27 protein-coding genes are annotated in these 26445 nt (G+C 52.8%); 11 read left to right on the top strand and 16 right to left on the bottom strand.

The features are described 5' to 3' along the window. The first annotated feature begins 10 nt into the window (after nucleotides 1-10). Nucleotides 11-1273 carry a peptidase T gene (pepT, locus tag C0977_RS07595; RefSeq protein ID WP_023052674.1) on the top strand — a complete coding sequence of 421 codons (1263 nt, stop codon included), beginning with the start codon at nucleotides 11-13 and terminating at the stop codon, nucleotides 1271-1273. 331 nt (nucleotides 1274-1604) lie between these two features. Continuing rightward, nucleotides 1605-2201, top strand: coding sequence for a TIGR04076 family protein (locus tag C0977_RS07590; protein ID WP_101912971.1), 597 nt, complete (start codon nucleotides 1605-1607; stop codon nucleotides 2199-2201). A 238-nt stretch (nucleotides 2202-2439) separates the two neighbouring features. Here the strand turns inward: C0977_RS07590 and C0977_RS07585 are convergent, their stop codons facing one another. From C0977_RS07585 to C0977_RS07560, 6 genes are all read right to left on the bottom strand, one after another. Then, nucleotides 2440-3579 carry an acyl-CoA dehydrogenase gene (locus C0977_RS07585; protein WP_023052606.1) on the bottom strand — a complete coding sequence of 380 codons (1140 nt, stop codon included), beginning with the start codon at nucleotides 3577-3579 and terminating at the stop codon, nucleotides 2440-2442. Nucleotides 3580-3647: 68 nt separating this feature from the next. Further along, nucleotides 3648-4769: a 2-hydroxyacyl-CoA dehydratase subunit D gene (locus C0977_RS07580; RefSeq protein ID WP_101912970.1), complete on the bottom strand. Its 1122-nt coding sequence runs from the start codon at nucleotides 4767-4769 to the stop codon at nucleotides 3648-3650. Beyond that, a complete protein-coding gene (locus C0977_RS07575) occupies nucleotides 4769-6052 on the bottom strand; it encodes a 2-hydroxyacyl-CoA dehydratase subunit D (RefSeq protein ID WP_101912969.1) in 1284 nt (427 codons plus the stop codon). The genes C0977_RS07580 and C0977_RS07575 overlap by 1 nt, the downstream gene beginning before the upstream one ends. Nucleotides 6053-6065: 13 nt before the next feature. After that, on the bottom strand, nucleotides 6066-6515 hold the full coding sequence (locus C0977_RS07570; RefSeq protein WP_101912968.1) for a VOC family protein: 450 nt from the start codon (nucleotides 6513-6515) through the stop codon (nucleotides 6066-6068). 40 nt (nucleotides 6516-6555) lie between these two features. Then, entirely contained in the window at nucleotides 6556-7335 is a 780-nt protein-coding gene (locus tag C0977_RS07565; protein WP_101912967.1) for an acyl-CoA dehydratase activase, read from the bottom strand. 12 nt (nucleotides 7336-7347) lie between these two features. Next, nucleotides 7348-8901, bottom strand: coding sequence for an acyl CoA:acetate/3-ketoacid CoA transferase (locus C0977_RS07560; RefSeq protein ID WP_101912966.1), 1554 nt, complete (start codon nucleotides 8899-8901; stop codon nucleotides 7348-7350). Between the two features lie 449 nt (nucleotides 8902-9350). On the opposite strand from C0977_RS07560, the gene C0977_RS07550 reads away from it, so the two are divergent. Then, nucleotides 9351-10196, top strand: coding sequence for an alpha/beta hydrolase (locus C0977_RS07550; protein WP_101912964.1), 846 nt, complete (start codon nucleotides 9351-9353; stop codon nucleotides 10194-10196). A 3-nt stretch (nucleotides 10197-10199) separates the two neighbouring features. On the opposite strand, the gene C0977_RS07545 is transcribed toward C0977_RS07550, so the two are convergent. From C0977_RS07545 to C0977_RS07530, 4 genes are all read right to left on the bottom strand, one after another. Further along, nucleotides 10200-11546: a branched-chain amino acid transport system II carrier protein gene (locus tag C0977_RS07545; protein WP_101912963.1), complete on the bottom strand. Its 1347-nt coding sequence runs from the start codon at nucleotides 11544-11546 to the stop codon at nucleotides 10200-10202. Nucleotides 11547-12006: 460 nt separating this feature from the next. Continuing rightward, nucleotides 12007-12669: a DUF4405 domain-containing protein gene (locus tag C0977_RS07540; RefSeq protein WP_101912962.1), complete on the bottom strand. Its 663-nt coding sequence runs from the start codon at nucleotides 12667-12669 to the stop codon at nucleotides 12007-12009. A gap of 11 nt (nucleotides 12670-12680) precedes the next feature. After that, a complete protein-coding gene (locus C0977_RS07535) occupies nucleotides 12681-13280 on the bottom strand; it encodes a flavodoxin (protein WP_023053195.1) in 600 nt (199 codons plus the stop codon). A 444-nt stretch (nucleotides 13281-13724) separates the two neighbouring features. After that, nucleotides 13725-16085: a YadA-like family protein gene (locus tag C0977_RS07530; RefSeq protein WP_101912961.1), complete on the bottom strand. Its 2361-nt coding sequence runs from the start codon at nucleotides 16083-16085 to the stop codon at nucleotides 13725-13727. Between C0977_RS07530 and C0977_RS07525 the strand changes: the two genes are divergently transcribed. The 5 genes from C0977_RS07525 to C0977_RS07505 all read left to right on the top strand — a co-directional run bounded on the left by C0977_RS07525 (nucleotide 16066) and on the right by C0977_RS07505 (nucleotide 19702). Next, nucleotides 16066-16437, top strand: a complete 372-nt coding sequence (locus C0977_RS07525) for a hypothetical protein (RefSeq protein ID WP_145995082.1) — start codon at nucleotides 16066-16068, stop codon at nucleotides 16435-16437. The two genes, C0977_RS07530 and C0977_RS07525, sit on opposite strands and share 20 nt — an antisense overlap. 386 nt (nucleotides 16438-16823) lie before the next feature. After that, on the top strand, nucleotides 16824-17039 hold the full coding sequence (locus C0977_RS11180) for a hypothetical protein (protein WP_101912959.1): 216 nt from the start codon (nucleotides 16824-16826) through the stop codon (nucleotides 17037-17039). Nucleotides 17040-17205: 166 nt separating this feature from the next. Further along, on the top strand, nucleotides 17206-18570 hold the full coding sequence (locus C0977_RS07515) for an FAD-dependent oxidoreductase (RefSeq protein WP_101913057.1): 1365 nt from the start codon (nucleotides 17206-17208) through the stop codon (nucleotides 18568-18570). 9 nt (nucleotides 18571-18579) lie between these two features. Continuing rightward, nucleotides 18580-19161, top strand: coding sequence for a beta-class carbonic anhydrase (locus tag C0977_RS07510; protein ID WP_101912958.1), 582 nt, complete (start codon nucleotides 18580-18582; stop codon nucleotides 19159-19161). Continuing rightward, nucleotides 19145-19702, top strand: coding sequence for a D-sedoheptulose-7-phosphate isomerase (locus C0977_RS07505; RefSeq protein ID WP_023053220.1), 558 nt, complete (start codon nucleotides 19145-19147; stop codon nucleotides 19700-19702). The genes C0977_RS07510 and C0977_RS07505 overlap by 17 nt, the downstream gene beginning before the upstream one ends. A 51-nt stretch (nucleotides 19703-19753) precedes the next feature. Here C0977_RS07505 and C0977_RS07500 read toward each other — a convergent pair whose 3' ends face one another. Next, nucleotides 19754-20695: a DMT family transporter gene (locus C0977_RS07500; RefSeq protein ID WP_101912957.1), complete on the bottom strand. Its 942-nt coding sequence runs from the start codon at nucleotides 20693-20695 to the stop codon at nucleotides 19754-19756. 118 nt (nucleotides 20696-20813) lie between these two features. On the opposite strand from C0977_RS07500, the gene C0977_RS07495 reads away from it, so the two are divergent. Then, entirely contained in the window at nucleotides 20814-21686 is an 873-nt protein-coding gene (locus tag C0977_RS07495; protein WP_023053198.1) for a LysR family transcriptional regulator, read from the top strand. A gap of 2 nt (nucleotides 21687-21688) precedes the next feature. Here C0977_RS07495 and C0977_RS07490 read toward each other — a convergent pair whose 3' ends face one another. Both C0977_RS07490 and C0977_RS07485 read right to left on the bottom strand, forming a co-directional pair. Beyond that, on the bottom strand, nucleotides 21689-22333 hold the full coding sequence (locus tag C0977_RS07490) for a lactate utilization protein (protein ID WP_101912956.1): 645 nt from the start codon (nucleotides 22331-22333) through the stop codon (nucleotides 21689-21691). Between the two features lie 14 nt (nucleotides 22334-22347). Next, entirely contained in the window at nucleotides 22348-22965 is a 618-nt protein-coding gene (locus tag C0977_RS07485) for a tetratricopeptide repeat protein (RefSeq protein WP_023053178.1), read from the bottom strand. Nucleotides 22966-23136: 171 nt separating this feature from the next. Between C0977_RS07485 and C0977_RS07480 the strand changes: the two genes are divergently transcribed. Further along, on the top strand, nucleotides 23137-23805 hold the full coding sequence (locus tag C0977_RS07480; RefSeq protein WP_023053210.1) for a 3'-5' exonuclease: 669 nt from the start codon (nucleotides 23137-23139) through the stop codon (nucleotides 23803-23805). 56 nt (nucleotides 23806-23861) lie between these two features. Beyond that, nucleotides 23862-24839 (top strand): AEC family transporter, encoded by a 978-nt coding sequence (locus C0977_RS07475; protein WP_101912955.1) that lies wholly within the window; start codon nucleotides 23862-23864, stop codon nucleotides 24837-24839. Nucleotides 24840-24939: 100 nt separating this feature from the next. On the opposite strand, the gene C0977_RS07470 is transcribed toward C0977_RS07475, so the two are convergent. The 3 genes from C0977_RS07470 to C0977_RS07460 are packed head-to-tail and all read right to left on the bottom strand — an operon-like array spanning nucleotide 24940 to nucleotide 26343. After that, entirely contained in the window at nucleotides 24940-25464 is a 525-nt protein-coding gene (locus C0977_RS07470) for a Gx transporter family protein (RefSeq protein WP_101912954.1), read from the bottom strand. A 10-nt stretch (nucleotides 25465-25474) separates the two neighbouring features. Then, a complete protein-coding gene (locus C0977_RS07465) occupies nucleotides 25475-25864 on the bottom strand; it encodes a NusG domain II-containing protein (protein ID WP_101912953.1) in 390 nt (129 codons plus the stop codon). Between the two features lie 20 nt (nucleotides 25865-25884). Beyond that, nucleotides 25885-26343 carry a PTS sugar transporter subunit IIA gene (locus tag C0977_RS07460; RefSeq protein ID WP_023053218.1) on the bottom strand — a complete coding sequence of 153 codons (459 nt, stop codon included), beginning with the start codon at nucleotides 26341-26343 and terminating at the stop codon, nucleotides 25885-25887. Nucleotides 26344-26445 lie beyond the last annotated feature (102 nt).

Genomic DNA, 26445 nt, shown 5'->3' with positions numbered 1-26445 from the left:
AGAGAAACAGATGAATTCGATAGAAAACAGGTTACGGAATCGTTTTTGGAAATATGTGCAAATTCCCTCTCAAAGTAAGTTCAATGGTGGGAGCAAAGTGCCCAGCACGGCGTCGCAATGGGATATGGTGAAGACCTTGCGCGATGAATGCGCGTCGTTGGGTGTTGTTGATTTGGAAATCAGCCCGTATGGCGTTTTGACTGGGAAATTGCCGGCCAATGTGCCGGACGGCAGCGCGGCCGTCATTCCGGCTGTCGGGTTTTGTGCGCACGTAGATACGGTAGATGTCGATCTTTCCCCGCTGGTACGGCCTAAGCTAACGGAAACATACGATGGAAAGGACATTGTCCTGAATCAGGACGCCCACATCGTCATGAAGGTGGAAGAACATCCGGAACTGCTGCCGTACGTCGGTCAGGATATCATTACTTCCGATGGGACGAGCGTTCTCGGCGCAGATAATAAAGCGGCCATCGCCAATATTATGACGGCTTTGGAAACGTTGTCCGCCGATCGGACGATATATCATGGCGATATATATGTTGCATTTGTCCCCGATGAAGAGTGCGGACTTTTCGGCTCCAAGAATATGGACTATGAAAAATTCCCTGTCGATTTCGCGTATACGATAGACTCCTGCGAAGTGGGAGAAGTTGTATATGAAACGTTTAATGCCGGTTCGGCGGAAGTGACGATTTACGGCGTTTCGGCTCATCCGATGAGTGCAAAAGGCGTATTGGTCAACCCGACATTATTGGCGTGTGATTTTGTCAATATGTTTGACAGAAGGGAGACGCCGGAGTGCACGGAAGGGAAAGAAGGGTATATATGGTGTCAACAGATAGAGTCCAATCAATCCAAAGCGGTAGTTCATCTGAATATCAGAGATCATCATAAGGACAAATACGAAGAAAAGAAGGAGCGGATTTTACGGCATGTAGAAACGTTGCGATCCCGAGAACCGCGTGCAACCGTGGAATGCGTAATAAGCGATACGTATGGGAATATTGCCGATGCCGTTACTGATGAAAACCATAAGGCGATAGACTACATTTATGCGGCAATGAAGGAATTGCATATTACGCCTAAGACAATTGCCATGCGAGGCGGTACGGACGGCTCCTTCATTTCTACCAAGGGGATTTTGACGCCGAATTACTTTACCGGTGCGTTGAACTTCCATTCCAAATACGAATTCCTGCCCGTTCAAAGTCTGAAGAAATCATACGATATGACGATGAAATTAATTGAATTGATTTATCAAGGAGCGTAAACGGTATCGGGGCGATGGGCGAAACAGGTTTACAGGGCCTGGCGTCGGCAGCGGCTGCCGGGCCCTGTTTTTCCTTTCCGCCATCTGCCTTACCGAGCGGTTGGCGGCGTGGCTGTTGGGAAGCGATGATCATTTAAGCGGGCGGCGAAGCGGTCTGATCGCTTCAGGCGTGCAGCTATATGACGGCCATGCGCTTCCAAGGCACTTGAACTGTTTCGGGTTTAATAGGATAATAGAGGTAGCAAACAGCGTGTCTGGCAGCTTATGATAAAAGCGGCCAATGCACCGTATTGAATGCAATAAGGGAGTTTCCGTACAAGGGGGCGGTCTGATGCAGTACAAGGTAAAGGTTACGGTCATTGACAAGAAGTTATACCCTAATTTGCAGGAGGCCTATTGCGCCGATCCTGATGCCGGCGTCTGTCCTTGTTATAATGTGGGCGATGTGTTCCTCTTTGAGCGGTACGGGACGCAGGATGATTTCTGGCGTATGGGGATTCGTTCGTTACAACAGAGTATTGCCGACGAGAATACCGTTGCCGGCGGTCCGGTAAAACCGCATTGTTCGGAGGCATGGGATGCCATTTCACGGTACATTTATACGGGCCTGCAGGGCGGCGCTGTCATGCGCGGCTGGATGAAGGACGAACATGTCATGATCGCCTGTTGTTCTGACGGGACACGGCCTGTTATTTTCAAGATAGAGCGCCTCGATTACAAGGTCATGAAGCTGCAGTTTTTTGATTACATGTCGAATGCGGCTGTTGCTGATTTGCGTACTGCCGTCATGGCCGTTTCCGGTGTTTCCGACGTGGCGGTACGGCGTGATAAGCATTTCGTTGAAGTGTATATGGACCGGAATCATGAGGTGGCCGATGACGTTTTGAAAGCGTCTTTAGGGGCATACGATATCAGCCTGATCGAGTAGCGGAAAATCGGTTTTTCGAAAATGGCGGCAGCAGGTGCGCATCCGTTTTACTGCCGTGCAGGCTGTGGCCGTTTCGTTCAACTTCAGGGGCGCGATGCTGTCGGAGCGGCGTCTGACGCGGCAAGTTTACGTGGCCCGTGTTGCTCGAAAGGTAAAGAAAAATAGAAATAGTTGCCGGTAACAAAAGACCTATGGCACGGGTTCTGTCGTGTCCATAGGTCTTTTGTTGCCGACGCGCTTATCGAAGCAGTGCGCCGGAGATAACCATTTGCTGTACTTGCGTCGTGCCTTCGTAAATCTGCGTGATCTTGGCGTCGCGCATGTAGCGTTCAACCGGATATTCCCGAGTGAATCCGTAGCCGCCGAAAATCTGTACGGCGTCGGTTGTTACCTGCATGGCCACGTCGGAGGCCACCTTTTTGGCGATAGCGGCATCCATGCTGTACGAGCCTCCCTGATTCATACTGTAGGCCGCTTTGTAAACGAGATAACGGGCGGCTTCAATCTTAGCTTTCATATCGGCCAGGAGAAAGCTGACTGCTTGAAATTTCGCAATCGGTTTGCCGAACTGCACCCGTTCGGTGGCATAGGTGAGCGCGTGGTGAAAGGCGCCTTCGGCAATGCCGAGCGCCTGTGCGCCGACGCCGACGCGGCCGCCGTCAAGGGTCATCATGGCGATTTTGAATCCTTCCCCTTCTTTGCCGAGGAGATGGGCTGCCGGAATTTTGACATCTTGGAAGATTAACTCGCGTTGGACGGAGCCGTGAATTCCCATTTTCACTTCTTTTTTGCCGTACGTGAAGCCGGGCGTTCCTTTTTCCACGATAAAAGCGCTCATGCCTTTGGCGCCTTTGGTCTTGTCCGTAGCCGCGAAGACAACGGTGATTTCCGCTTCGCCGCCATTCGTATTGAAAACCTTGGAACCGTTCAAAATATAAGAATCACCGTCTTTGACGGCTGTCGTAGAGCCGTTCAGCGCATCGGTACCGGCATTCGGTTCGGTCAGGCCGAAGGCGCCCAGTTTTTCACCGCTTGCCAAGGGTTTTAAAAATTTCTGTTTCTGTTCTTCCGTCCCGAATTTCCAAATCGGCCAGGAGCAAAGCGTTGTGTGCACTTCGAAACTCAGGCCGATAGACGGGTCTGTCTTGGAAATTTCTTCGCATGCCATCGCCATGCTGAGAAAGTCTGCGCCGACGCCGCCGTATTCCTCTTCATAAGGAATGCCGAGCAGGCCGAGTTCGCCCATTTCGTCGATCAGCTTGCGGTCGAAAACCTCTTTTTCGTCCCGTTCTTTGACTGTCGGCGCCAGGCGCTTTTCCGCAAAGTCGGCGGCTAATTTTACGATATCCTGATCCAGTTCTCTTACAGCAAAATCCATAATACAGTCCTCCTTACGTATGTGCGTCAATTTAGATACACCGGTATGTCCGGTTTACGCCGCATCGGTCAAAGTATTTCCGAGAAGGCTTGAAGGCGGGTACGGACCTGTTCCAGTGACGGAGATTCGAGGTCGACGTCGATTACCGTATAACGAAGGCCCGCTTCTTCAAATTCGGTTTTGTAAATGGGGTAGTCGAATTCTTCGGGATCACAAAAACGCATCATGCAGATGACGACGGCGTCTGCGTCGCATTTTTTGGCCATGTCGATGATCATCTGGCCGCGCGGCTTGTCGGTATTCATCGCCAGCGGGCAGCCGTCGAAATCTTGCCACCATTGTGCCAGCTGTTCCAGCGGATCAATGCCGGCAGGAACGTCGTTGCGATATTGCCGGGATTCCTGTGCCAGATCGTCGGCGACGACGGCGATGTTGAATTCGCTGAAGATATCGAGAAATTCATTCGGTTCGGCCATGATGCCGGAAAGAATAACCTTTTTTCCTTTCCAGGGCTGTACCGGTTCTTTTTTTACGGCATCGATGAGTTGGCGCAGGAGCGCTGTATGTTCGGCTTTATCCATAAACCAGCGGGCTTTGATAACGGCATGGCGTTTGGCCGGTGTGAAAATTTGCGGGTACTGCGCGGCAACGTCGCAGAATTCACGCATTGTGCGGCGGTTTTCGTTATAAATATGAATGGCCTTTTGCAAGGCCAAGTCGCTGATCTTGACTTGCAGAATCCGTTCCAGTTCGCGGCGGACATGGGCGTATTCGGCTTTCAAAAAGTCGACGGCGGCGCGGATCTTACGGTTCTGGGGCTGTGTAAAGACGATGACCGGCGCTTTGCCGTGCCATTTTTGACTCATGCAGCGGAGCGTGTCGCAAGGCACGGAGAAGAGAACGGCGTCGAGGCAGTCATAGGTGCCGTTGAGTTGTAATTCCATATCGGCCTGCATCAGCGAACAGGCAAAGGGCGGCAGATAGGTTCGCGCGGCGGCGATTGCCGGCTTTTGCGCGCCGAACATGCCGACAGGGAGATAGCCGGCGGCATAGACGATTTCTTCGGGGGCATAGTAGGGCATGACGCCGACGAGCCCTTTGCCGGTATTCCGCTTATAGGACAAGACGGCAGCTTGCGGGTGGTTTGATATAGTTTCCAATTTGCTGATAAGTTCATCAATGTGGCTCATTAGTGATTTCCTCCTTGTGCTTTTTGATCGGCCATCATTTCGGCTAAGGCTTCGACGCGCGTATCAAACTGCGCTTCGTTGAAATTGCGCGGATCGGTCTGGTCACCGTCAAAAATGACATAGGGAACGCCGAGATTTTTCTGCACGCGTTGACCGCCTTCGTTGTTCAGGAGGCTCATGTTTTTGCAGCTCCGGTTCTGATGCATGATGAGTCCGTCGCATTTACCGTCACAGACGACTTGTTCCAGCACTTCGCCGCGCCGTTCGAGACAACAATTGATATAGGTGCGCGTATAGGCTTCGGCCATCGATTCGAGATTGCCCGGTTCGTAAGAAACATCCCACATGCCGGGATAGGCGGAACCGGTCATCAGCGATCCCTTGCCCTTTAACTCTTTGAACGTATGTCCCAAGGCGATCCAGACAGCGATGCCTTCCCAGGTTATACGGCTTTTTTCGTTATCGCCGAAAGCCCATTTCTGTTGGGCGACTTTTTCTTCCAGTTCCTTGACTAATTTTGTGAACGTAATTTCCGCATAGTCGAGAGAACGGGCGGCGACGGCGAGTCCCATGAAGTTGAAGAGGTCAAAACCGTTTAACGGAGACGGTTTGTATTGCAAGAAAGACGCGATTTTATTCCAGGCGGCGATGGATCGCTGCGTCTGCTTTTGTACTTCAAAGAATTTGTCGTAGTCAAAAGGACGGCCGCAGATCGCTTCCAATTGGGTGATAGCATGTTTGAATTCCCCGACGATGTAGTCTTTGGCGTGCTGTGTGACAGGGTATTCATGGTTGAAAGGGACATCGATGGTGATCAGGGGGATATGCAGTTCTTTGGCCAGATTTTCATACCACTTCAACAAGGTGTTGCAAATGTTGTTGCATGTAATGATGAGGTCCGGCAAGGGCACGGCGGAAGCCGGGGAGTTCTTCAGTTTTTCCGGCGTTTTGCCGGTCATGGCCTGCTGTTTCAGCAATTCCATATAGCCCATATTAACGCGGCAATAGGAACAGATATCCTGATTGTAGCCTTTGTTTTCGGCGACTTCCAGCATATCAGGGGCGCCGTGACGGGCGCCGATGCCGGCGGCGTGCGTTTCGGGATAAACCATGGCGATATCCATGGCTACGCAGAATTCTGGCGGGGCAACGGAGGCGGACCAGCAAACGAGACGCCCTTCTTTCTTCGCGTTGCGCGCGTCTTCATCCAACTTAGGCAGAAAGTAGCCGAGGGCGTCTTTGGCGCTCATGGTTTCCAAATTTACAGCGGTATCTTCACTCATGACAATCTCTCCTTTAATGATGCAATGATTGGAACGGGTTTGCCGTTTCACGATTGATGGGGGCAACGGTCTGGACGAATTCTACGAGAATTCCGTTGTTGTAGCTGGGGCGCATAAAATTGACGATAATATCGTCCGTCCCTTGGACTGCGGCTTTTTCCAACATTTTATAGCCTTGCGCTTCGTATTCGCGCCGCGTTTCTTCGACGTCTTCCACTTCAAAGGCCAGATGGGCAATGCCGCCTTTACCGTGGTTGAATTCACAGAGAACGCCTTCGTGAGGAATGATGAATTCAATGGGACTGCTGTTTTCTCCCTTTGTCGTGAAAATGAGATCGGCATGGTAGGCTTGGACGTAACCGGAATAATCGATTTCCAGTCCCATGCGATTGATAAATTCTTTCGCATCTTGCAGTGTCGGAAGAACGATTCCGACGTGATGCATGCGTAACGGTTTTTTCATAGTGATTGACTTCCTTTCGTAAGTAAACTGTAAAGCCGTGTTAGCCGCGGACTTGCTTTTCATAGGCCATCAGGGCGGCGCCGAGAGCGCCGACAACTTGCGGATGAGGGGCGACGCTTACGGGTATGCCCAGTTCTTTGGCGATAGCGTCGACGAGTCCGGCATCGCGGGCGCCGCCGCCGGTCATGGTCAGTTCGGTACCGACGCCGACGCGACGGACAAGGGCACAGGCCTTACTGGCAATGGAAAAATGGACGCCGGCGACGATATCTTCTTTCGGGATATTTTTGGACAGCAGGGAAATGACTTCTGATTCGGCAAAAACGGTACAGGTGCTGCTGACCCTTGCCGGTGTTTTAGATTTGAAGTACCAGGCGCCCATGTCGGCCATGGGGATTTCGAGAACTCGCGACATGACGTCCAGAAAGCGGCCCGTACCGGCGGCGCATTTGTCATTCATGGCAAATTGCATGACCAGTCCTTGCCCGTTCAGTTTGATCGCCTTTACATCCTGGCCGCCGATATCCAGGATCGTCGTGGTTTTCGGACTTTCAAACAAGGCGCCTTTGGCATGACAGGTGATTTCGCTGACTTCGCCGTCGGCTTCTGCGACGTTGAAGCGGCCGTAGCCGGTAGCAATGACGCCGTTCATATCGTCCAAGGTCAGATTCGATTCGGCGAATAGCGCTTTCAGCACCTTTTCCGGGCCGGCAGAACCGGTACCGGTTTCAACTACTTTTTCACTGATGATCGTCTTGCCGTCTTTGAGCAAGACGGCCTTTGAAGAGGAAGAACCGATATCAATGCCAAGTGTGTACATGGTGGAATCTCCTTATTTTTTTAGTCCCATGAGGGCTTCTGCAAATATCTTTATATTCATCGTTTTGTATGTATCGATGATGGGGGTGAATTCCATTTGATCCAAAATATCGCGTTTCACGTCAATGCCGGGCGCTACTTCAAGCAGATGGAGCCCGGCGGCGGTCAGTTCGAACACACAGCGCTCCGTAATATAAAATACTCGCCTTTGCTGACGTGCGGCGTAAGGGCCGCTGAAGGTGATCTGGTCGACGTTCTTGACGAATTTCTTCATTTTTCCTTCTTGGAGAATCTGCAAGGCCCCGTCTTTTATCGCAATTTTTAAGCCGCCGGCCGTAAAGGTGCCGCAGAAATATACTTGCTTCGTCTTTTGGGCGATATTGGGAAAACCGCCGCAGCCGGCGATATGCGTACCGAATTTGCTGACGTTAATGCTGCCTGTCCGATCGCACTGCGCCAAGCCGAGAAAGGCCATCGTCAGGCCGCCGCCGTCATAAAAGTCGAACTGATACGGATGATCGATGAGGGCCTCCGGATTCATGGAAGCGCCGAAGCGGGCGCCGCCTTGCGGTACGCCGCCGATAGCGCCTCCTTCTACGGTCAGCGTAATGGAGTCGGCGATCCCTTCTTCCGCCGCAACGAGGGCGACGTATTCGGGAGCGCCCACACCCAGATTAGCTACGGCGCCGTTTGTCAGCTCGAGCGCCGCTCTTCTGCCGATTATTTTTTTTGCATTCAAGGGCATCATAGCGTTGGCGGCGATGAACGGATTTCGGCATTGGCCGGACAAGGTGGGGTCGTAAGCGCAGTCAAAGCTTTGTTGATGGTCCTTTTCTTCGGCAACAACGACAGCGTCCACGTAAATGCCGGGAATTTTCACCAGGCGGGGATCGAGATCGCCGCCGGAGACGACCCGCTTGACTTGAACGACGACGATGCCGCCGCTGTTTTTGACGGCTTGGGCAACGGATGTGTTTTCCAAGGGAACGATTTCCTCTTCCATCGTAATATTACCGTGCTCATCGGCGTACGTACCGCGGAGGAATGCGATGTTGACCGGAAAACAGGGATAAAACAGCTGGTCCTGACCGTTGATCTGCAGTAATTGCACCAAGTCCTCTGTCGTGCGGCTGTTGAGCTTGCCGCCGTCCTGACGCGGATCCAGATACGTTTCCAGACCGATATCCGTGAATACGCCGAGTTTGCCGCCGGCTAAGGCGCGAAACCAATGACACAGCGTTCCCTGCGAGAAATTATAGGCCTCAATCTTGTTTTCGACAGCCAGCTTGGCCATCTGGGGAATGGTATCCCAATGGCCGATGATGGCCCGTTTGATGAGCCCTTCGTGGGCTAAATGTTCTGCGCCGCGCCCGTCTCGGTTGCCTTGCGATCCGGCATACATATACGTGATGTTTCGCGGTTGTCCCGTTTCCAAGAAGCGCCGTTCCAACGCTTTAGTCAGTGCTTCCGGATGGGCGCTGCCGACAAAGCCGATTGAGGTGAAGGTGTCGTTATCCTGTACCAGCCGGGCCGCCTCATAAGATGTGATGATTTTCACTTTCTTCATAAAACGTATGCTCTCCTTTGCGTACTGAAAGTTGTAAGCAGTAAGCCTACCTCCCTTCTCATTCAGTTAGAAAAAAGTTACAATTCTTTTAAAGAATTAATAACTTATAATTTAAATTCTGTTTAAGAATTGATTTATGCGTGAAATCATAGCACGGAATAATGAAGAGGTCAAGAAAGATGCGGATTATGCAAGAGAACAGCGCACGTATGCTGAATATAAAATAAATATAACGAATTCATTTAGATTCCAAATAAGAATTAATAAATACAAAATAAATTCCTGCTGCAAATTAAAGAACCTTGTGAATAAAAAGAACGTAATAGAGAAAAAAATAATGTTTATTGGCGTAACGTAATAAAAAACTATGGAAAATCTGCCGTTTCATTTATAATCATAGTTGAACTGTGTTTTTCTCAGTCCAATTTTGATTTAGGGGGAACGTATTGATGTCACTAGATTTGCAGTATATTTCACAAGATCCGCAGCACTTGCCGGAAAGGCCGGCGTCAACAGAGGGGTTTTTTCTCGAAAATCACGGTGAGTCCATTTTCGGCACCGTATTAATTCCGGGAGGTGCTGCCGTTGATGTCTATCCTGGCATTGTCTTGCTTCACGGATTTCCGGGCTACACATCTACCTTTGATTTGGCCCAGAATTTACGCCGCGCCGGTCTGGTCGTAGTCAGTCCGTATTACCGCGGCTGCTGGGGAAGCGGCGGCCGGTACACGTTTTCCGGGGCTATTGACGATGCGGTTCGGACGGCGTCGTGGATGCATGAAGAGTCAACGGCGAAGACCTATCACGTCGACAGGGATAAACTGTTTTTTATCGGGCACAGTATGGGCGGGTTTATCTCCGTCAATGCGACGCGGCGCTTATCGTGGATCAAGGGTACTGCCGTCATGTCCCCGTATGATCTGGCCGGCAGGGCTGAGGCCGGAGATGCGGCTTTGGATCAGCTGATTCGGGAAAGTGTGCCTGTTATGAACGTGGAATCTGCCGAAGCGCTGGCGGCTGACGCCAAAATGTGCGCAAAAAAAGGTTGGGCCATTTCGGACGCCTTTGAAGACGTGAAAGACCGCAACCTTTATTTTATCGGTGCTTCACAAGATGATATTGCACCGGCAGAACAGATGATTGAACCCTTGTGGAATCAGCTGACGGCTCATGAGACGAAGGCTTTGCAGAACTATGATACGCTGCCTGCCGGTCATGGGTACGACGACCGCCGTCTGACGGTGAGCGCCATGTTCGCCGCTTGGATTCAACGGGTATTGTATTCGCTGACGTAACGGTCAGCGCTTATCTGACAGCATGGGGTAGGCTTTGCCGCCTGTTGCCTTTACAATCAACGCGCCGATAATAAAGCCGATCGCCGTCGGGACAAACCAGGCAAACCCGTTATCGGCAAAAGGCAAGGCAGCGTAGAAGGCTTGCAGGGTATCTAAGGGTAAGTCGGTGATATGGCTCTTATTCAGCTGCGCCATCCCTTCGTAGAGACCGATTATCGTCGACATGGTGACGGCGCCTTTCCAGGCCCCGTGGTTGGGAACCATGTTATGGAAGACGCCGAGGAGCATGAGGACGATAGAAATCGGATAAATAGTGATGAAAATCCAGAACGTGTAGCGGATAATGTCCTGTACGCCGGCACAAGCCATCAAAAATCCCAAGAGGCAGACCGTAAACATGGCCGGACGAAAACGGATGCCGCCGTTTGTCAGTTCAACAGTCAAGTTGGCAATGGTTGAACCGACGCCGAGCGTTGTCGTCAGACACGCCAGAAAGATGCCGAGCCCTAAAATAACGTTGCCGAGAGAACCGGTCAGCGAATGGACGAGGCCGTTCAGCAAGGCTGTCTGATCCATTTTGCTGTCGAACAGAGAAGAGCCGGTGGCGCCTAAGTAGAGCAGACCGCCGTAAACGATGAGCAGACCGATAAAGGCGATGCCGGCGGCCTTTAAGGTCATCTTGTGGCGAGATGCCGTATCCGTATACCCTTTATCCTTGATCGAAGCAATGAACATTGCTGCGATGGCAATGCCGACGGCAACGTCACCGGTTTGATAGCCTTGCAGAAAAGAATAGGCAAACACATTATCGATTTGCGGCGCCAACGGTGTGCCGAGAGGCTGTGCAATGGCGATGACGATCATGACGACCAGGCAGATTAACAGAAACGGAGTCAGGTATTGACCGACAATGTCGACAATTTTTGACGGGCGTAAGGTTAAGGCGATGACGACAAGAAAATAGAAAACAAGCAAAGCAATGCGGATCGTATCATTTCCCTGTGCCGTCGGGAACATGCTGAGGATACCGCTTTCGATGCCGACGCCTGCCTGGCGCGGCACGCCGCAGGTCATGATAAAAACAATCCATAAAATCATGTACGCTTTCGTGAACCATTTGGCTACGGGGGCGCAGATACCGCTTAAGGTACCGCCCATATTGTCGACGGCAATAATCGTTGCGATGGGAAATAATATGGCCGAAATGGATAAGGCGACAATGGAAACGCCCCAGGAACTTCCCGACATAAGGCCGATGAGCGGCGGGAAAACGAGATTGCCGGCGCCGAAGAAAACGGCGAACATGGCAAAGCCGATGATGAATGCGTTGAAACCTGAATGTGTTGACATGTTAGTACATCCCCCTCTGATAAATAATCTGATCACTATTTGAGAACAGTGTCTTTACCAGTATAAAGGAAAACGTTGTATTGTTCAATGAACGCAAACAAATGTCTTTTTAAATAATAACGGCCCATTGGTCTGTCCCGGATGTGACGGATTACGCTATGTCCGGAATAGGCCGATTCTATTTTGTCAAAGCAGTCTTTTCGATAGATTCGCATCAGGCTGTTGGTTGGGCGAGATACGTTAAAGGCGTTTTATTGCAGATAGGCAGACCCGGGGAGAGGGGTAGTCGGAACGGGGGAGGTGGGTCGAGGCGGACGGCGTAGCGGCAGCCCAGGCGCTTACCACCGCTGTACAGGCTGCCCGCTGCGCATTGTAAGGACGAGCGAAAGACCGGCGATCGGTATTTTACCGATCGCCGGTCTTTCGCAAATGGTTCTCCTATGTTGTGTCAGGCAAAGGGTCATGCCTTTTTGGACAAAGCCTTATGCAAGGCGTAACCGATTACGGCGTTCATGGCGATAAACGCCAGCAGCAACGCAATAAAGACGCCGAGACCGTACCCGATGGCAGGCGTCGTGAAGACGTGTTTGCCCATTATGCGCCCGGCGATCTGGTTCAGCGATATGCTGCAGCCGCCGAGGGCTATGAAGGCGACAACAGCCAGATAACCGGCAATACGACAGATGCCTTCGTTAGCGAGATGCATGCGCGTTTTCAACTGCTGCCAGATCATGGGCCAATGCAGGCCGAGATGGATACCGATCAGAATGAGCATCATATAAGGGCGAGAAACGTGAAGTTGATGTATTGTCAAGTTTCTTGCCAGCGATAACGGATAGACTCCCGTAAACAAATGATGGGAAATGATCGTTCCCGTAACGACGATGGCGATGAAGCAGGAAAGCAGCGCGGCATTGACGGTCAGCGTGAGGACACGTCTCGCCGTATAGCGTCCTTTGGCCAAAGAACGGAGCCAGCTTCGATTGAAATAAAGATGCATGCCTGTCAGTACGACTAAGGCGACGCCCGTAATCTCATGAACGATGGGCGGTAAGAGGCGGTAACAGAAGGTTATGAGAAAAGAAACAAGCAATAGGGAAGAAAGGATATTTCGCTTTTTCATTTTTCGAACGCTTATTTGGCTGTCGTTTCAGCCAGCCATTTGGCCAGATCTTCTTTGCTGACGGAACCGTCGCCGAAGTTTTTGCCGGCTTTCCAAGTGCCTTTGTCCTTAGCCAACGTCTTCAAATAATCCGCGCTTGTCCCGATTTCACTGCCTTCTGAAGTTGACATGGGAATGATGGTTTTGTCCGACCAGTCATAGCTTTCAACAAAAGCGTCTACGATGCGCGGCGCCTGTTCCCACCAAATCGGGTAAGCTAAGACAATATTCTTGTACTGCGCGAAATTGTCGATTTTTGGGCTTTTTATTGCCGGGCGGAACGTATCATCGCGCTGTTCTTTCGTCGCGCGATGCGATTCGTCGTTGTAGTCGAGATCTTCTGCCGTATAAGGAATTTCCGGCTGGATTTCGTACGTGTCGGCATGCAGAATTTCGGCAGCTTTCTCAGCCAACGCTTTCGTATGACCGGTGTTGGAAAAATAGACGACCAATGTTTTGCCCTGCAGCGGAACGTCATTTGCCGCCTGCTTTTGCTGCCCCTCGTTATTGCCACAGCCGGCGAAAAGGACCAGCAGGCAAAGGGAAAAGGCGAATACGAGTAATTTACGCATAACAACATCTCCTTGTATATTTGCTAAAGTATAGTAATTTCATATACTTTTTATTATAGGGAAATTCAGCAAAATAGCAATGGGTTTTTTGGCTGAAAATCGACGGGGAATTGAAGAGAGAACGGTTACGCGCAACGTTGTCATATTCCGCCTTCAGGCGCGTATACGGAAATATTCTTGACTAGGAGCGGTACTGCCTATGAAAGCAAGCATTCCGCGTGAAGAAATCTCCGGCTTCCGTGCGGCCCTATCTCCGTTGGCGGATAAAGCCATGACCGGCGTGCCTGACGGCAAGCGGATATCGTCATTGCGCTCGGGCGGCCGAAAAGGCCTGCGTCCGATAGCATATCGAACGCAGGCCCGAGGAATCGTTTACATAATTCGTTCAATGAAACAGGTGCAGATCAGAGGCTTTGCCCCTTTTTTTCTTCTGCAAATAGATTCTTATTTCTTCAGCATCGCTTTGATTTCTTCCAACTCTCGCCGCAGATTTTCGTTGTCCGCTTCCAAATCGGCCACCCGTTTGGCCATCGTTCCGCTTGTGCCTTTCACCGTGCCGCTTCCTACGGCTACGCTGACGCCGGCGTTCAGCATGTTTTCTCCGCCGCCGAAGGCTCCTCCCACGCTCAGGAGGACGGCTTCACTGGGACGGTAGAACAGGCCTACGGCTGCCGCATTCGCATTCTTGTAGTGGCCCAGGCCGGCTGCCACGCTCCACTTGTCGTCTGTCAGATCCATCGGATGGAGAGCTGCCAGCGCGGCGGCTCCTGCGCCTACTTTGCTGAGTCGGTTGTCCAGGCTGCTGATGTGGTTATTGGCGGCTTTCAAATCGGCGTCGATGGTATTCACGTCAAACCCTGCGGCTTTATTTAACTGGCGTACGGTTACGGCATCCGAGTCGGCAGTGCCGTCCGCCACGTTCTTGATTTGCCGTTCGCTTCCTTTCGCGCCGACAGATACGGCGTTGTCCGCGCCTTCGGAATTATTCCCGAGAACGACGGCGTTCTTGGCGGAGGTATTCACATTACTACCCAGTACGAAAGTATTGTCACCGCTGATCGTGTTACCGTTTCCTACCGAATAGCTGCCATTGCCGGTGATCGTAGTGGGATCGCCGAAGGCGCCGCTTCCCTTGCCGGTTACTTGATTGCCGAAGCCGATGGCGATGGAATTCATGCCTGTCGCCGCGCTGTCTTTGCCCAGGGAAATGGTATTGCCGTGGAGATAATCATAGACAGTGGTTCCTTTCACAAATTCCGTTGCTTTCGCCGTTCCCGCGGGAGCAACTACGCCGTCTTGCGTTTTAATGCTGTTGATGGCTGCTTTATTGGCGGCAATATCGGCTTTATTGGCGGCGATGGCGTTAGTATTGCCAGTCATTTTCTTATCCAGATTTTTCAACTGCTTAAAGTTTACGGCATCGCTATCGGCGGTTCCGTCTGCGACTCCCGTAACTTTCTTATTCCCTGCATGGAGTCCGGCGGCATCAATTTTCACGCCGCTCTCGGTGGTGAGGCTGGAAATGCCCTGAATGTCCTTGGCGAGCTTGACTTTCAAGGCGCCGTCTTCCGACGCCACTCCGATATTGTTCTCTGACAAGGCGGCCGGTGCAGCACCGCCGAGGATGTCCATCTTCTGCCCATCCGTTTTCGTAATTACCGGCCCGTCGTCCCCGGCAAACTTCAGAGAAGCCATACCGCCGCTGCCTGCGGAAGCAGGCAGCTCGAAGCTGTAGGTGCCGCCGTCATTACGGGTGAAGGTGACCGTGTTTCCCACCAGTTCAACGCCTGTAGTGTATTTATCCGTAAAGCCCGCAATGGACGCGATGGTGCTTCCGACGCCGTTCTTCAGCTTCAGGGTGCCGTTTCCGGTCGCAGTATAGGCGACGCTGCCGCCACCAATGACTGCTCCGCCGGCGCCTGACAGTGAAGATAGATCTACCTCAAAAGCTTTGTTTGCCGCCTGCGTGTAAAATTGTAATTTGCTGCCGCTTAAACCGGCGGATCTTATTAACTGTCCAAAATTAGCCGCATCCGTATCAGATTCGCCGGCAGACACATACATCAGGCGCCGGGTCGCACCAGAGCTGCCAAAGGAAACGGTATTCGCCGCGCCTACCGAGGAATTGTAGCCGATGGCCACACTGTTCTCCAGACTCGCTGTCGCATTGTATCCGAGCGCCAGTGCATTCTTCCCACTAGCTTTCGCCTTGTATCCCAAAACCGTTGCGCTCTCTCCATCAGCGTTTGCGCCGCTCCCGATGGCAATTGCCCATTTCTTCTGCGCCTTTGCCGTGTAGCCGATGGCGATGGCCTCCGTTCCTGATGCGGGACTGCTTTCTGTCCCTGTTTTTGCCCCAGATCCGAAAGCTACACTGTTGTCTCCCCGGGCGTACGCGTAATTCCCTAAAGAAGATCCTCCGCGGGTTGCATAAGCGCCGGCGCCAATGGCCGTAGCGCTCATGCCATCCGCGCTCGTGCCCTCCGCCTTTGCATTGTCTCCCAAGGCTGTGTTTCCCTGCGCTGTGGCCTTTGCATCCGCTCCGATAGCGGTAGCGTGGCCCCCGGTAGCCTCTGCGCCGTCTCCCAGGGCCGTCTGCCAGGGCTCCGTAGCTAAGCCGCTGAGGGTGAGTTCGACCGACCCGCTGTTGGTATTTACGCTGATATTTTTATTAGTATTAGTGGGAGTCATGGTGTCAACAATGGCGCTTACCGTGCCGTGTCCTCCCAACAGGCAGGTGCCTAACAACAGCACGCAGAGAATGCGCAGGGAAAGGGTTCTGTGTGTGTTTCCATACTTGGTCATGATGACTCCTACTCATATCTTCCTATGTATCGATTTCCGTATTTTTGGCGGCCCCTTTTTTTGCATAGCCGCGTTTTCATTGCTCAGCGCCTTGCTTTTTCCGCCACCCATGCGTGTTGACTCGGACGCCCTGCCCTTTATCCGACGCGAAGGTCGCGCTTGCGTCCCCCTCGTTTTCGCCGTCGCGCCGACATTGCAGACGCGCCTTCTGCGGCGCTGGCCGCATCGTTCTGTTCACGGTTCCCGGCGCCGTTCAGACGGTTCCTTTGCCGGTTCCGGAAAAGAGTGTCGGCAGTACAAGCGCAGCGATGAGCTCCCCGTGCCGGCTATTCCCTTTGCGGGTTTTTCCTGAAGAGCTGTTTTTCTGCTGGTTTCCTGTGCTTTTGCATATAACACGCCTCCTCTCCGTAAACAACATAAGATACGGTTACCTTACGGGAAAGGAAATACACGTCTCCTTTCGCTGTCCCGGAAAAACACCTGCGTAAAACATCTATCTCTTTATTACCATCGTATAGAAATATGTCGCATTTGTGACCTGTTATAAATTACAGGTTTTCCCATTTTTTTTTAAATTACCGATACTGTTTTTGCAATAGATCGCATATAAATGAGTTTAGATCATAAATAAATGCAAATTGCCCCGTATTTCCCATGATTTCCATCACGCCCGTCCTCTTCTCCGTCCTTTATGGCGAACGGCAAAGACGCTATGCAAACGTCGGTCCCGCGAGGATAGTGCCTAAACGCCAAGGCAGTAAACTTCGTCTGCCGGAGAAAGGTGTTGTCTGCCGGGCGCGTTTTAAGCAGTTCGCTTTCACCGTGTACCGGCGGAAAATTGCGCGTCACGGGATGACCAGAAACGGTGCGGCGGCGGAACCCAAGGAACAACGGACAACGGAGACGCGTAAATGGCGCGTATACGGAAATATTCTTGACTATATGCGGTGTTAACCTATATGATAAAGAAGATATGGTACCGTGTCTTTCCGGCGAAGGGAACGGGTGCCGACAGGCCGCGGTGGCTTTTGCACGCGTTGTGACGGCGCAGGCGCGGCCGGAAACCGGCAGTCGTTCCCTTCGCTTAAAACCGGCACGGCGAAGAAAGGATATAATGATAATGGCTGATACATCTACGAATCCGTTGGCATCATTTCATGACGAAATCATGCGCGATCAGGATTATACGTTGCCGGAAGCATTAACGGAAGCAAGGCGTTGCTTACATTGCAAGGTGCCTCTGTGCCGGCAGGGATGCCCTATCGAAAATGAAATACCGCAGTTTATTCAGGCTCTGGCACAAGGGAATTTCGGCACGGCTGCCGAATACATTTATCATCGCAACAATCTGCCCGCTATTTGCGGCCGGGTGTGTCCCCGTGAAAATCAGTGTGAAGGCGCATGTGTCCTGAATCGGGCTAAAAAGCCGATCCAGATCGGCAAATTGGAACGATTTGTCGCCGATCTGGTTCTGGATAACGGACTTCTCGACGGGAAGAAAAAATATCCCGCTGCGGCTGCAGTGGCGATTGTCGGCAGCGGGCCCGCAGGACTTGCGGCGGCGTATGATTTGCGTAAAGCCGGGTACGGCGTAACCGTGTTCGAACAGGCGTCGCAGCCTGGCGGCACGATTTTTTACGGCATACCGACTTTTCGCCTGCATAAGGAATTTGTCGTACGGGAAGCGGCGCATTTGGAAGCGCTGGGCGTCACCTTCGTTTACAATACGGAAATCGGCGAAGACAAATCGATCGACGATCTTTTTGCCGACGGGTTTGCCGCCGTCTTCATTGCTGTCGGCACGATGGATTCCTGGGGGCTCGGCGTGAAAAATTACACGATTCCCGGCGTCGTCGACGCGGCGTCGTTTTTGCAAAAAGTACAGGAAGTACAGTTGGGAGAAGCGACGCTGGCCGATGTTCCGATCCGGAAGGGCGATACGGTGGCGGTCATCGGTGCCGGCAATGTGGCTATCGATGCGGCGCGGACGGCTTTGCGCCTTCAGGCCGAGGTGACTGTCGTTTACCGGCGGGCAGAAAAAAACATGAAGTGCCTGCCGTCCGAATACGAGGAAGCCAAAGAAGAAGGCATTCACTTCCAGTTTTATTCGGATCCGACGGCGATTATCGGTGTCGATACCGTCGAAGGCCTGCAATATGAGCGGCAAGAAATATTGGAAGATGCGACGATGGTGCCGACCGGTGAATTCGGCGTCGTTAAGGCCAACAAGGTAATCGCCGCTATCGGCAACAGGCCGCAGTTGTCGGCGATACGGACTTTTGGCGTCCATGCCAGCGATGAGGGATATATCGCCGTGTCTTCGGAACCGTATGCCAACATGACCGACCGGCCCGGCGTCTTTGCTGCCGGCGATATCGTTCACAAGCCGCAGACCGTCGTTCTCGCCATGCGTGAAGGGAAGAAAGCGGCAGCTGGGATTGCCGCTTATTTGCAGCGTCGGGACAGCGGCGCGGAATCGGTGTAGGAGGCGGCTATGGCACAACTTTTAGCGGAGATTGAAGCCGCCAATGCGGCGTTTCTCGCCGGAGACGGCGGACAGCGGCCGCTGCGGAAAGTCGGTAAGATGCCGCGGCGCCGTGTAGTTATTCTAACTTGCATGGATACGCGTCTTGTCGAGCTTCTGGAGCCGGCGATGGGCATTCGCCGGGGCGAGGCAAAAATCGTCAAGGTTGCCGGCAATACGGTCGGCGACGGCTTTGACAGCGTCATGGGGAGTCTCCTCGTTGCCGTTTATGAATTGGGCGTTGAAGCGATCATCGTCGTCGGTCATGAAGGCTGCGGTATGCTCGCCACAACAGCGGCGAGCCTGTTGGCAAAGATGGCTGCAGCCGGTGTGGCTGCGGCCGCGCTTGACAAGCTTCGCCCGTCACTGGTCAAATGGGCCGATTCGATCAATTGCGTCGAAGGGGCCGTTGCCGAAACGGTGCGGCGTCTCCGTCAATCGCCGTATTTTCCGGACTATGTCACCGTTTACGGTGCCGTCATGGATCCCGAAACGGGGGCGTTGCGCATCATTGACAGAGGAAGAGAGGATAAGCATGACGATTGCAAATGAACGCATTACTGAGCATGCGGCTGTATTACAGGCGACGAGAGAACTGGCGCCGCGTATTGAAGAAGCCGGTGAGATCGTTCGCCAGGCGTTGGCGACGGGCCATAAGATTCTGTTTTGCGGTAACGGCGGCAGCGCTGCCGATTCGCAGCATTGGGCGGCGGAAATCGTCGGTCGCTTCCAAAAAGAACGGCCGTCTTTGCCGGCCATCGCCTTGACTGTCGATACGTCCATTTTGACGGCCGTCGGCAACGACTATGGGTTTGACGTCATTTTCAGCCGTCAAGTCGAAGGATTGGGGTGCGCCGGCGATGTTTTTGTCGGCATTACGACGTCAGGCAACAGCGGCAATATCCTTGCCGCTGCTGCAGTTGCCCGCGATAAAGGACTGCAAGTCGTCGGCCTGACCGGCAGCGGCGGCGGTAAGTTGGCGGAACTCTGTGACGTTTGCCTGGCCGTGCCGTCTTCGGTGACGGCGCGCGTACAGGAAATGCATAGTCTTATTGGACACATCCTTTGTGAAATTGCCGAGAGAGAGTACTGAAAATAAAAAAACGGCGGCGTCGTGCTGTTCTGCACGGCGCCGCCGTCTTTTTTATTGGCCCGAAGGCTGTCCGTTGACTTTTGCCGTCCCGATCTTCGGCAGTTTCGGTGTGGCTGTGTTTTTTGCCGTCCCTTCTTTTTCTTTGCCGACAGTCTGGAGCAGAATGATGCCCGTCAGGATCAGCGTGCTGCCGGCGATTTGCGGCAAGCCCATTTCTTCCTGAAGGACGAGCCAGCCGAGAATGGCAGCGACGAGGGGATTCAAGGCCGAGAAGAGCCCCGCTTTTTCCGCCGTCGTGTAGCGCTGGGCGACGGGCTGGAAGGTAAAGCCGAAAATCGTGCAGACGAAGGTCAGGACCAGAATGACTTCCCATTCAATCGGTTGTGCCGGCAAGACGGGAGTTTCAAAAAGAACGGCGCCGATACCGGTAAAGCAGGCGAGAACGCCAAACTGCACGATGCCGAGGACCAGCGGGTCCGATTGGCGGGAGAGCGTGTTGGTCGCCAGCAGCCAGACGGCATAGAAGAGAGAAGCGCAGAGGCAGATTCCTTCGCCGAGGGAAAATTGAAACGCCGTGCCGCGGAGCGTGAGCAGGGCGATACCGCAGAAAATGGCGAGCGTACAAGCTCCCGTCAGTTTGTTGGGGAGCCGGCGATGCCGCAGCGCTCCCAACAGAAGAACCCAGACGACGGCCGTGTTTTCCAGAAAGGCGGCCGTCGAGGAATTGATCATCGTCAGGCTGATCAGTTCGCAAGACATGCAGGCCGAGAGAAGACCGCCCATGATGACGGCGTTGTGCAGTACTTGCCTGGTTAAGGTCATTTCTATCCGTTTGCGGAAAATAACGGCGAGAATGACGAAGGCCAGTGAAAAACGAATTGCCAGCAATTCCAGAGGCGGCAGGGAATCTAACCCGACTTTGGAGCACAAATAGGATGTGCTGCGCAGGATAATGACGGTCATCAATAAAAGTTCGGCATGACTTCGTTTCATCGTGACTCCTCCTTGAAGATAGCATATATCTGAGTCGTATGATAATATAAAATCGGATGTGAAGGAATAGACTGTTTTACACAATGAATATGATAAACTATCACAATGAGGAGGGCCTATGGACACGGAAAAATGCCGGCTTTTGTTGCAGGTAATCGACGCCGGAAGCTTATCGGCCGCGGCAGTGCGGCTGGGGTATACGCCGTCCGGGGTGCTGCGCGCCGTCAACAGCATCGAGCGGGCGTTGGGCTTCGCCGTTTTGCGCCGCAGTACGCGAGGCGTTACGCTGACGAAAGAAGGCGAGTTGCTGCTGCCGAAGCTGCGTGAATTCGTTCACTGGGGCAGACAGGTCGAGGAAACGGGGGCGCAAATATGCGGACTGGAGATTGGGGAACTGGCAGTCGGCACGTATTTCAGCGTTGCCGCCAATTGGCTGCCGCCTGTTATCCGTTCTTTTCAGGAAACGTACCCCCACGTTCGGATCCATTTGGAAGAAGGCGGCAATAAAGACTTGTATCGTTGGCTCGAAGAGAGGCGGATCCAATGTTGCATAGCGACATACCGGCCGTTCAAGGGAGATTGGCTGGCACTGCGGCAAGATGAAATGGTATTGTGGCTGCCGCCGAACCATCGAGAGGCAAAAAAAAAGGCAGTCTCTTTGACTGCCTTAAAAGAAGATACCTTTATTAATACGTTGCCCGATCTGGATACGGACACGGACAACTTGCTACGCAAAGTCCAATCGCCGATGGAGCCGCGGTTTACCAGTGTGGACAATTATACGACGTATCGCATGGTTGAAGCCGGCCTCGGTTTCGGCATCAACAATCGGCTGATGACGGCATCGTGGCACGGCAAGGTAGCCGTACGCTCCTTTGATCCGCCTCAATATATCACCCTCGGTGTCGCCGTCCCGTCGCTAGAAGAAGCGTCGCCGGTGACCAAGACCTTCATCAACTATTTAAAAAGCGGCGTCGCCGACGGTTTGTAATCTCAAAAACCGAGGTTTTCGCCGACGAGGATGATCTTGATCCGCCCTGCCGGACGGCAGGTGCGTGTACGCAGGAGCTGGGCGCAGTTCGAATCGGCGCTGGTGCAATGATGACAGATGCCGGTAAGGTAACACGGCAATTTTGAGCCGGCAAAACGCTGGGCATTGATCGGAGCGGCTACGGAGCGGGCCCTGGCCATGGCTGATTCGACTGTCGGCATGACCTTGTTCATGCCGACGATGACGACGACTTGTTTCGGCCCGTAAGCGAGGGCGGCCAGCCGGTTGCCGTTGCCGTCGATATTGAAGAGTTGCCCGTCTTCTACGGCGGCGTTCGTGCCCATGATAAAGGTGTCGCAAAGCAGCGCCTGGCGCATAATTTCCATGCGTTCTTCCGGTGTTTTTGCCGTATCGCGGTCAATGACGCGGTGATTTTCCAAGGCATACGGGCGCAGGCCGATTTCGTTGATAGACGTCGAACCGCCCCAGGAAATGACATGGTCCTGCGGAATCAGGGCGATGGCCTTTTGCAAGGCTTCTTCGCACGTCGGACAGTAGTAGGCGTCAAAGCCGCGTTTGGAAAAGTTTTTAGCCACGACTGGTCCCTTTTTGTCGTACATGACATGAGTTACATCTGATCGATCCATAATACATTGCCTCCTTAACGGATAAGTTCTCGGAAAGCGGCGTTGCTGCGAACGGCGTCGAAATGATGTTGGCTGCGAGCGGCGTCTTTGACGGCGTCACCGCCGTAGGTGATCGCCTTTTCCAGATAGAAAACGGCGGCGTCGGCTTTGCCGAGATCCCCGTAGATCGTGGCGATACCGTAGTAACTCCACGTATTGTCCGGCTCTTTTTCGATAACCTTTTTGAACCATCTTTCGGCCTCTTCATATTGGCCGTTGATCTTATAGGCCAAGGCGAGATCATAAAAGGCGGCCGTATTGTCGGCGTTCAGGGCGAGCGACTCCTTGATCAGCGTCAACGCCTCATCCTTGTCCTGCTGACTGCCGGTTTCGTTACCGCGCATGGCCAGGGCGATACCTTTGCCGGCCAGGGCTTCGTCATTCCGGTCATCTTCGGCCAAGGCCCGGTCATAGTACGCAATGGCCGCGTCATATTGGAACGCTTCGTAAGCCTGTTGGCCTTTTTGCGCTGCCGCCGCCGATTCGGGAGCGATCACGTGCGCGGCAGCCGGCTGTTCCTGTGCCTGCTGCTGCGGTTCCGCCCCGCAGGCCGTGAGCAGGGAGACGAGCGCCGTTGTCAGTAATATTGTCATAAGTACCCTCATAAGCAACCCTTTTCCTCGCTTTATTATACCACACCCATTATACTGCACGACGAGGCGGGAGAAGATTTTTTTACTGCGCCATTTTCTTTGTCCTTCCCGTCGTCTGTGCTATAATAAAGGCCATGAGAACTTGGCTGAAAGAGGGAAAGGAGTTCTTCCATGAAAGCTGTTTTTGTCGATTTTGAAATGAATCCGATCGGAAGGGAAGAGAAAGAGGCGCGACGTCTTTGCAAGGGAGAGATCATTGAAATCGGCGCCGTAAAATTGGCTGAAGACGGCAGGGAAATTTCGTCATATAAGGAATACGTTTTGCCTGAATATGCGACGGTCATGAATGAGACTTGCCGGGAACTGACCGGCATCACGATGGAAATGCTTGCGACGGCGCCGCATTTCGACGAGGCCTTTGCCCGTTTTCTCGCCTGGTGTAACGAAGGCGGCAGCAATGGATATGAAATGTATGCCTGGAGTGAAAATGACTGGCGGCAGCTGGACGCGGAAATGCGCCTGAAGCACGTGGATACGTCGCTGCCGGACGTGCGCTGGATGCTTGATCACTGGCAGAATTTTCAGCAGATCTACTGTAATCTGCTCGGCCTTGACCGAGCGATTTCTCTCGATAAAGCCGTCAGCGCCTTGGGAGCCGTTTTTGACGGGCAGATGCACGATGCGCTTTGGGATGCCCGCAATACGTCGAAGCTCTATGTGCTGGCCAAAGAGAAAGAAGACTTTCACAAGATCATGGAACCGATCATCGCCGCGACGAAGCCGACCGAACCGCTTACGGTTTCCCTGGCCGATGCGTTCAGGGCGGCAAAACACAGATAGCAGAGCACCTGCAGCTTGACTGCAGGTGCGTTTATTTTCGGAAAAGAGGAACCGTCGTGGAAGGAATAGGGATTAAGATCTCGTTTATCTTTATCGATATCATTTTACCGCTGGTTGTCGGGTATATCTGCAAAAAGAAAGATTGGCTGTCGTCCCGGCAATGCAACGTGCTGATCCGCTTCAATATTATCGTCGTCATGACGATTCTCACGCTCCTCAGTTTCTGGATTCTGCCGCTGCGCGCGGAACTGGCGATGTTGCCGGTTTTTTCCTTTTTGAACGTGTTGTTGCCGTGGGGGCTGGTGAAATTGTCGGGGCGGCATAAAAAATTTTCGTCGTTAACCGATCAGGGCAGTTACCTCATCGTTTCCATGCCGGCCAATATCGGTTCTCTTGCCGGTCTGTGCGGATTTATCCTGTATGGGGAACTGTCGTTTGCCTATGTTCAGATTGTCGGCGTTTTTCAAAATTTAGTCATGCTTTTCGTGCTCTTTCCGATGGCCTATTATTATAAGTACAGCAGTGAGCATGGCGGCGCCGTCAACTTGGGAGCGATGAATTGGCGGGCTCTCTTCCTTAACTGGAATCAGTTATCCGTCGCCGGCATTATTGTCGGCATGATTCTTTATTCTTTCGACGTACCGCGGCCGCAGATTCTGGGGGACTTTTTCCAGTTCCTCATTCATTTCAGCGCTTGGGCGGCTCTCGTGCCTATCGGCTATATGATCGAGTTTACTCATTTGCAGACCTATTGCAGGCAGACGTTGGATATTATTCCGGTCAAGATGATTATTACGCCCTTGGTGCTGTATCTGGTCGGGACCTTGTTTTTTTCCGATGCCGTCCTGTTGGGAACGCTGATTATTATGATGGCGGCGCCGTGCGCGATTAATTCGCTGATTACGGCGCGGCTTTACGGTCTTAATGTCAATTTGGCGATGGCGCCGTTCATTACGACGACCGTCGTTTATGTTTTTGTTTTATATCCCCTGTTTTATATCCTCGTTGCCATGGGAATACTGCCTTTTCGTTGACGCCCCGTTCGCCGGCGGGGAGCGGCTGTTTTCCTTTTCGCCGTTTCAGGCGCGAAAAAAACGGCCTGCCGTTCGAACGGCAAGCCGTGCAGCTATGATGTTATGATAGGGCCGTCATTCGTTCATAAATGGGGAGCCGTCTTAATTTGGACAAGGCAAAAGCCGCCGTAATGCCGATCAATATTCCCGTACCCACGCCGGCGACGGAGAGAATCGGCAGGTAAAGCATGATTTTGGCGTTTTCGACGATGAGCGAAGCGATGATGAGTTGGCCGAGGTTATGAAAGATGCCGCCAGCTGCACTGACGCCGATGACGGAAAAGCAGGAACGGTTGTGAAGCAGCGCCATGACGGCAAAGCTGAAGGCGGCGCCGGCAACGCTGTAAAAGAAAGCGTTGATGCCGCCGGCGAAGGCTGTCGAAATGAGAATCCGGAGGAGAAGAATCAGCACGACATCCCGTTTGCGCGGCAAGACGTAAAGGGCGATGACGGTGATCAAATTCGCTAAACCCAATTTTGCGCCGGGCGCGATGAAGGGAACGGGGAGCATGCCTTCGACGATATACAGGACGAGCGATTGGGCGACGAAAAGCCCCAGAATAATGATGTGAAATGATTTATTCATGGAAATACCTCTAGCGGGCCCGAATGACATCGGCGTCGCTGTTATCGGATGCGCGGACTTGAATCAGCACCTTGTGGGGCAGGCAGACGCTGGTCGCCCCCGGTTTGGAGATGAAACCTTCACTGATGCAGACTCCGTCGGGACAGTCGGCTTCTACGATGCCGATCGTGTTCTCTTTGACGACGACGGTGTTGAACCCTCGTTCCGTACGGATCGTGAAGGTATCGGTTCCCGTATGCTCCGACAGGGGAAGCGTTTTGTACATTTCCCCGTCGACGTAAATGACGGCATAGGTTTTGTCCATGGCCGTGTCTGCGCCGCTGAGAAGGAAAATCCCTTCCGGAATGAAGGAGCAGAGGAGAAGGAAGACGATCAACAGGATATCGCCTTTTTTTAACATAGCTGACCTCCTACGGAAAATCAGAAGGACACGGCCGCTTCCAGCGCCGTAATCTCGGCAGGGCCGATGAGGCGTACCGGTCTGGTGTCGGACAGCGACGTGAAAACGCAGATGAACGCGTCGGATAGCGCCTTGTCGCGTAAGGCGTCGAGGTCGGCGGTAATCAGCAAATCGCCTTTTCTGACGACGCTGCCGTTTTTGACATGTACGGTAAACACGTCGCGTATTGTGGCGGAATCGACGCCGAGATGAATCAGGTATTCGACGCCGCCGGAGGTGGTCATGGCCAATGCGTGGCCTGTTTCGGCAGCGTAAATAACGGCGCCGTCATCAGGCGCCAACACGCGGCCGTCGGCGGGATAGACGAAAAAACCGTCGCCCGTCATTTTTTTGGCGAAAACCGGATCAGGTGCGTCCGTAATCGGGTGCAGTTCTCCTGAAAAGGGGGAAGCAAAGATTATCGCGTCAGGTGAGCTCATGGTTTCACGATCCTTTATTAAAAATTATGTCTATTTTATCATAGACGCCGCGCCCCGTGCAAATGGAGGATACGCTGGCGGTGCAACGCTGCCGGCAGTCCT

Source organism: Megasphaera vaginalis (ex Bordigoni et al. 2020) (assembly GCF_900240295.1).
Taxonomy (GTDB): Bacteria; Bacillota; Negativicutes; order Veillonellales; family Megasphaeraceae; genus Megasphaera; species Megasphaera vaginalis.
Note: the sequence above shows the minus strand (reverse complement) of the source record. Positions and strands in the feature narration are given on the sequence as shown.

Excerpts from the sequence above, each read along its gene's own strand:
- pepT (WP_023052674.1), top strand. The coding sequence starts at position 11 with ATGAATTCGATAGAAAACAGGTTACGGAATCGTTTTTGGAAATATGTG.
- C0977_RS07590 (WP_101912971.1), top strand. The coding sequence starts at position 1,605 with ATGCAGTACAAGGTAAAGGTTACGGTCATTGACAAGAAGTTATACCCT.
- C0977_RS07585 (WP_023052606.1), bottom strand. The coding sequence starts at position 3,579 with ATGGATTTTGCTGTAAGAGAACTGGATCAGGATATCGTAAAATTAGCC.
- C0977_RS07580 (WP_101912970.1), bottom strand. The coding sequence starts at position 4,769 with ATGAGCCACATTGATGAACTTATCAGCAAATTGGAAACTATATCAAAC.
- C0977_RS07575 (WP_101912969.1), bottom strand. The coding sequence starts at position 6,052 with ATGAGTGAAGATACCGCTGTAAATTTGGAAACCATGAGCGCCAAAGAC.
- C0977_RS07570 (WP_101912968.1), bottom strand. The coding sequence starts at position 6,515 with ATGAAAAAACCGTTACGCATGCATCACGTCGGAATCGTTCTTCCGACA.
- C0977_RS07565 (WP_101912967.1), bottom strand. The coding sequence starts at position 7,335 with ATGTACACACTTGGCATTGATATCGGTTCTTCCTCTTCAAAGGCCGTC.
- C0977_RS07560 (WP_101912966.1), bottom strand. The coding sequence starts at position 8,901 with ATGAAGAAAGTGAAAATCATCACATCTTATGAGGCGGCCCGGCTGGTA.
- C0977_RS07550 (WP_101912964.1), top strand. The coding sequence starts at position 9,351 with ATGTCACTAGATTTGCAGTATATTTCACAAGATCCGCAGCACTTGCCG.
- C0977_RS07545 (WP_101912963.1), bottom strand. The coding sequence starts at position 11,546 with ATGTCAACACATTCAGGTTTCAACGCATTCATCATCGGCTTTGCCATG.
- C0977_RS07540 (WP_101912962.1), bottom strand. The coding sequence starts at position 12,669 with ATGAAAAAGCGAAATATCCTTTCTTCCCTATTGCTTGTTTCTTTTCTC.
- C0977_RS07535 (WP_023053195.1), bottom strand. The coding sequence starts at position 13,280 with ATGCGTAAATTACTCGTATTCGCCTTTTCCCTTTGCCTGCTGGTCCTT.
- C0977_RS07530 (WP_101912961.1), bottom strand. The coding sequence starts at position 16,085 with ATGACCAAGTATGGAAACACACACAGAACCCTTTCCCTGCGCATTCTC.
- C0977_RS07515 (WP_101913057.1), top strand. The coding sequence starts at position 17,206 with ATGGCTGATACATCTACGAATCCGTTGGCATCATTTCATGACGAAATC.
- C0977_RS07510 (WP_101912958.1), top strand. The coding sequence starts at position 18,580 with ATGGCACAACTTTTAGCGGAGATTGAAGCCGCCAATGCGGCGTTTCTC.
- C0977_RS07505 (WP_023053220.1), top strand. The coding sequence starts at position 19,145 with ATGACGATTGCAAATGAACGCATTACTGAGCATGCGGCTGTATTACAG.
- C0977_RS07500 (WP_101912957.1), bottom strand. The coding sequence starts at position 20,695 with ATGAAACGAAGTCATGCCGAACTTTTATTGATGACCGTCATTATCCTG.
- C0977_RS07495 (WP_023053198.1), top strand. The coding sequence starts at position 20,814 with ATGGACACGGAAAAATGCCGGCTTTTGTTGCAGGTAATCGACGCCGGA.
- C0977_RS07490 (WP_101912956.1), bottom strand. The coding sequence starts at position 22,333 with ATGGATCGATCAGATGTAACTCATGTCATGTACGACAAAAAGGGACCA.
- C0977_RS07485 (WP_023053178.1), bottom strand. The coding sequence starts at position 22,965 with ATGACAATATTACTGACAACGGCGCTCGTCTCCCTGCTCACGGCCTGC.
- C0977_RS07480 (WP_023053210.1), top strand. The coding sequence starts at position 23,137 with ATGAAAGCTGTTTTTGTCGATTTTGAAATGAATCCGATCGGAAGGGAA.
- C0977_RS07470 (WP_101912954.1), bottom strand. The coding sequence starts at position 25,464 with ATGAATAAATCATTTCACATCATTATTCTGGGGCTTTTCGTCGCCCAA.
- C0977_RS07465 (WP_101912953.1), bottom strand. The coding sequence starts at position 25,864 with ATGTTAAAAAAAGGCGATATCCTGTTGATCGTCTTCCTTCTCCTCTGC.
- C0977_RS07460 (WP_023053218.1), bottom strand. The coding sequence starts at position 26,343 with ATGAGCTCACCTGACGCGATAATCTTTGCTTCCCCCTTTTCAGGAGAA.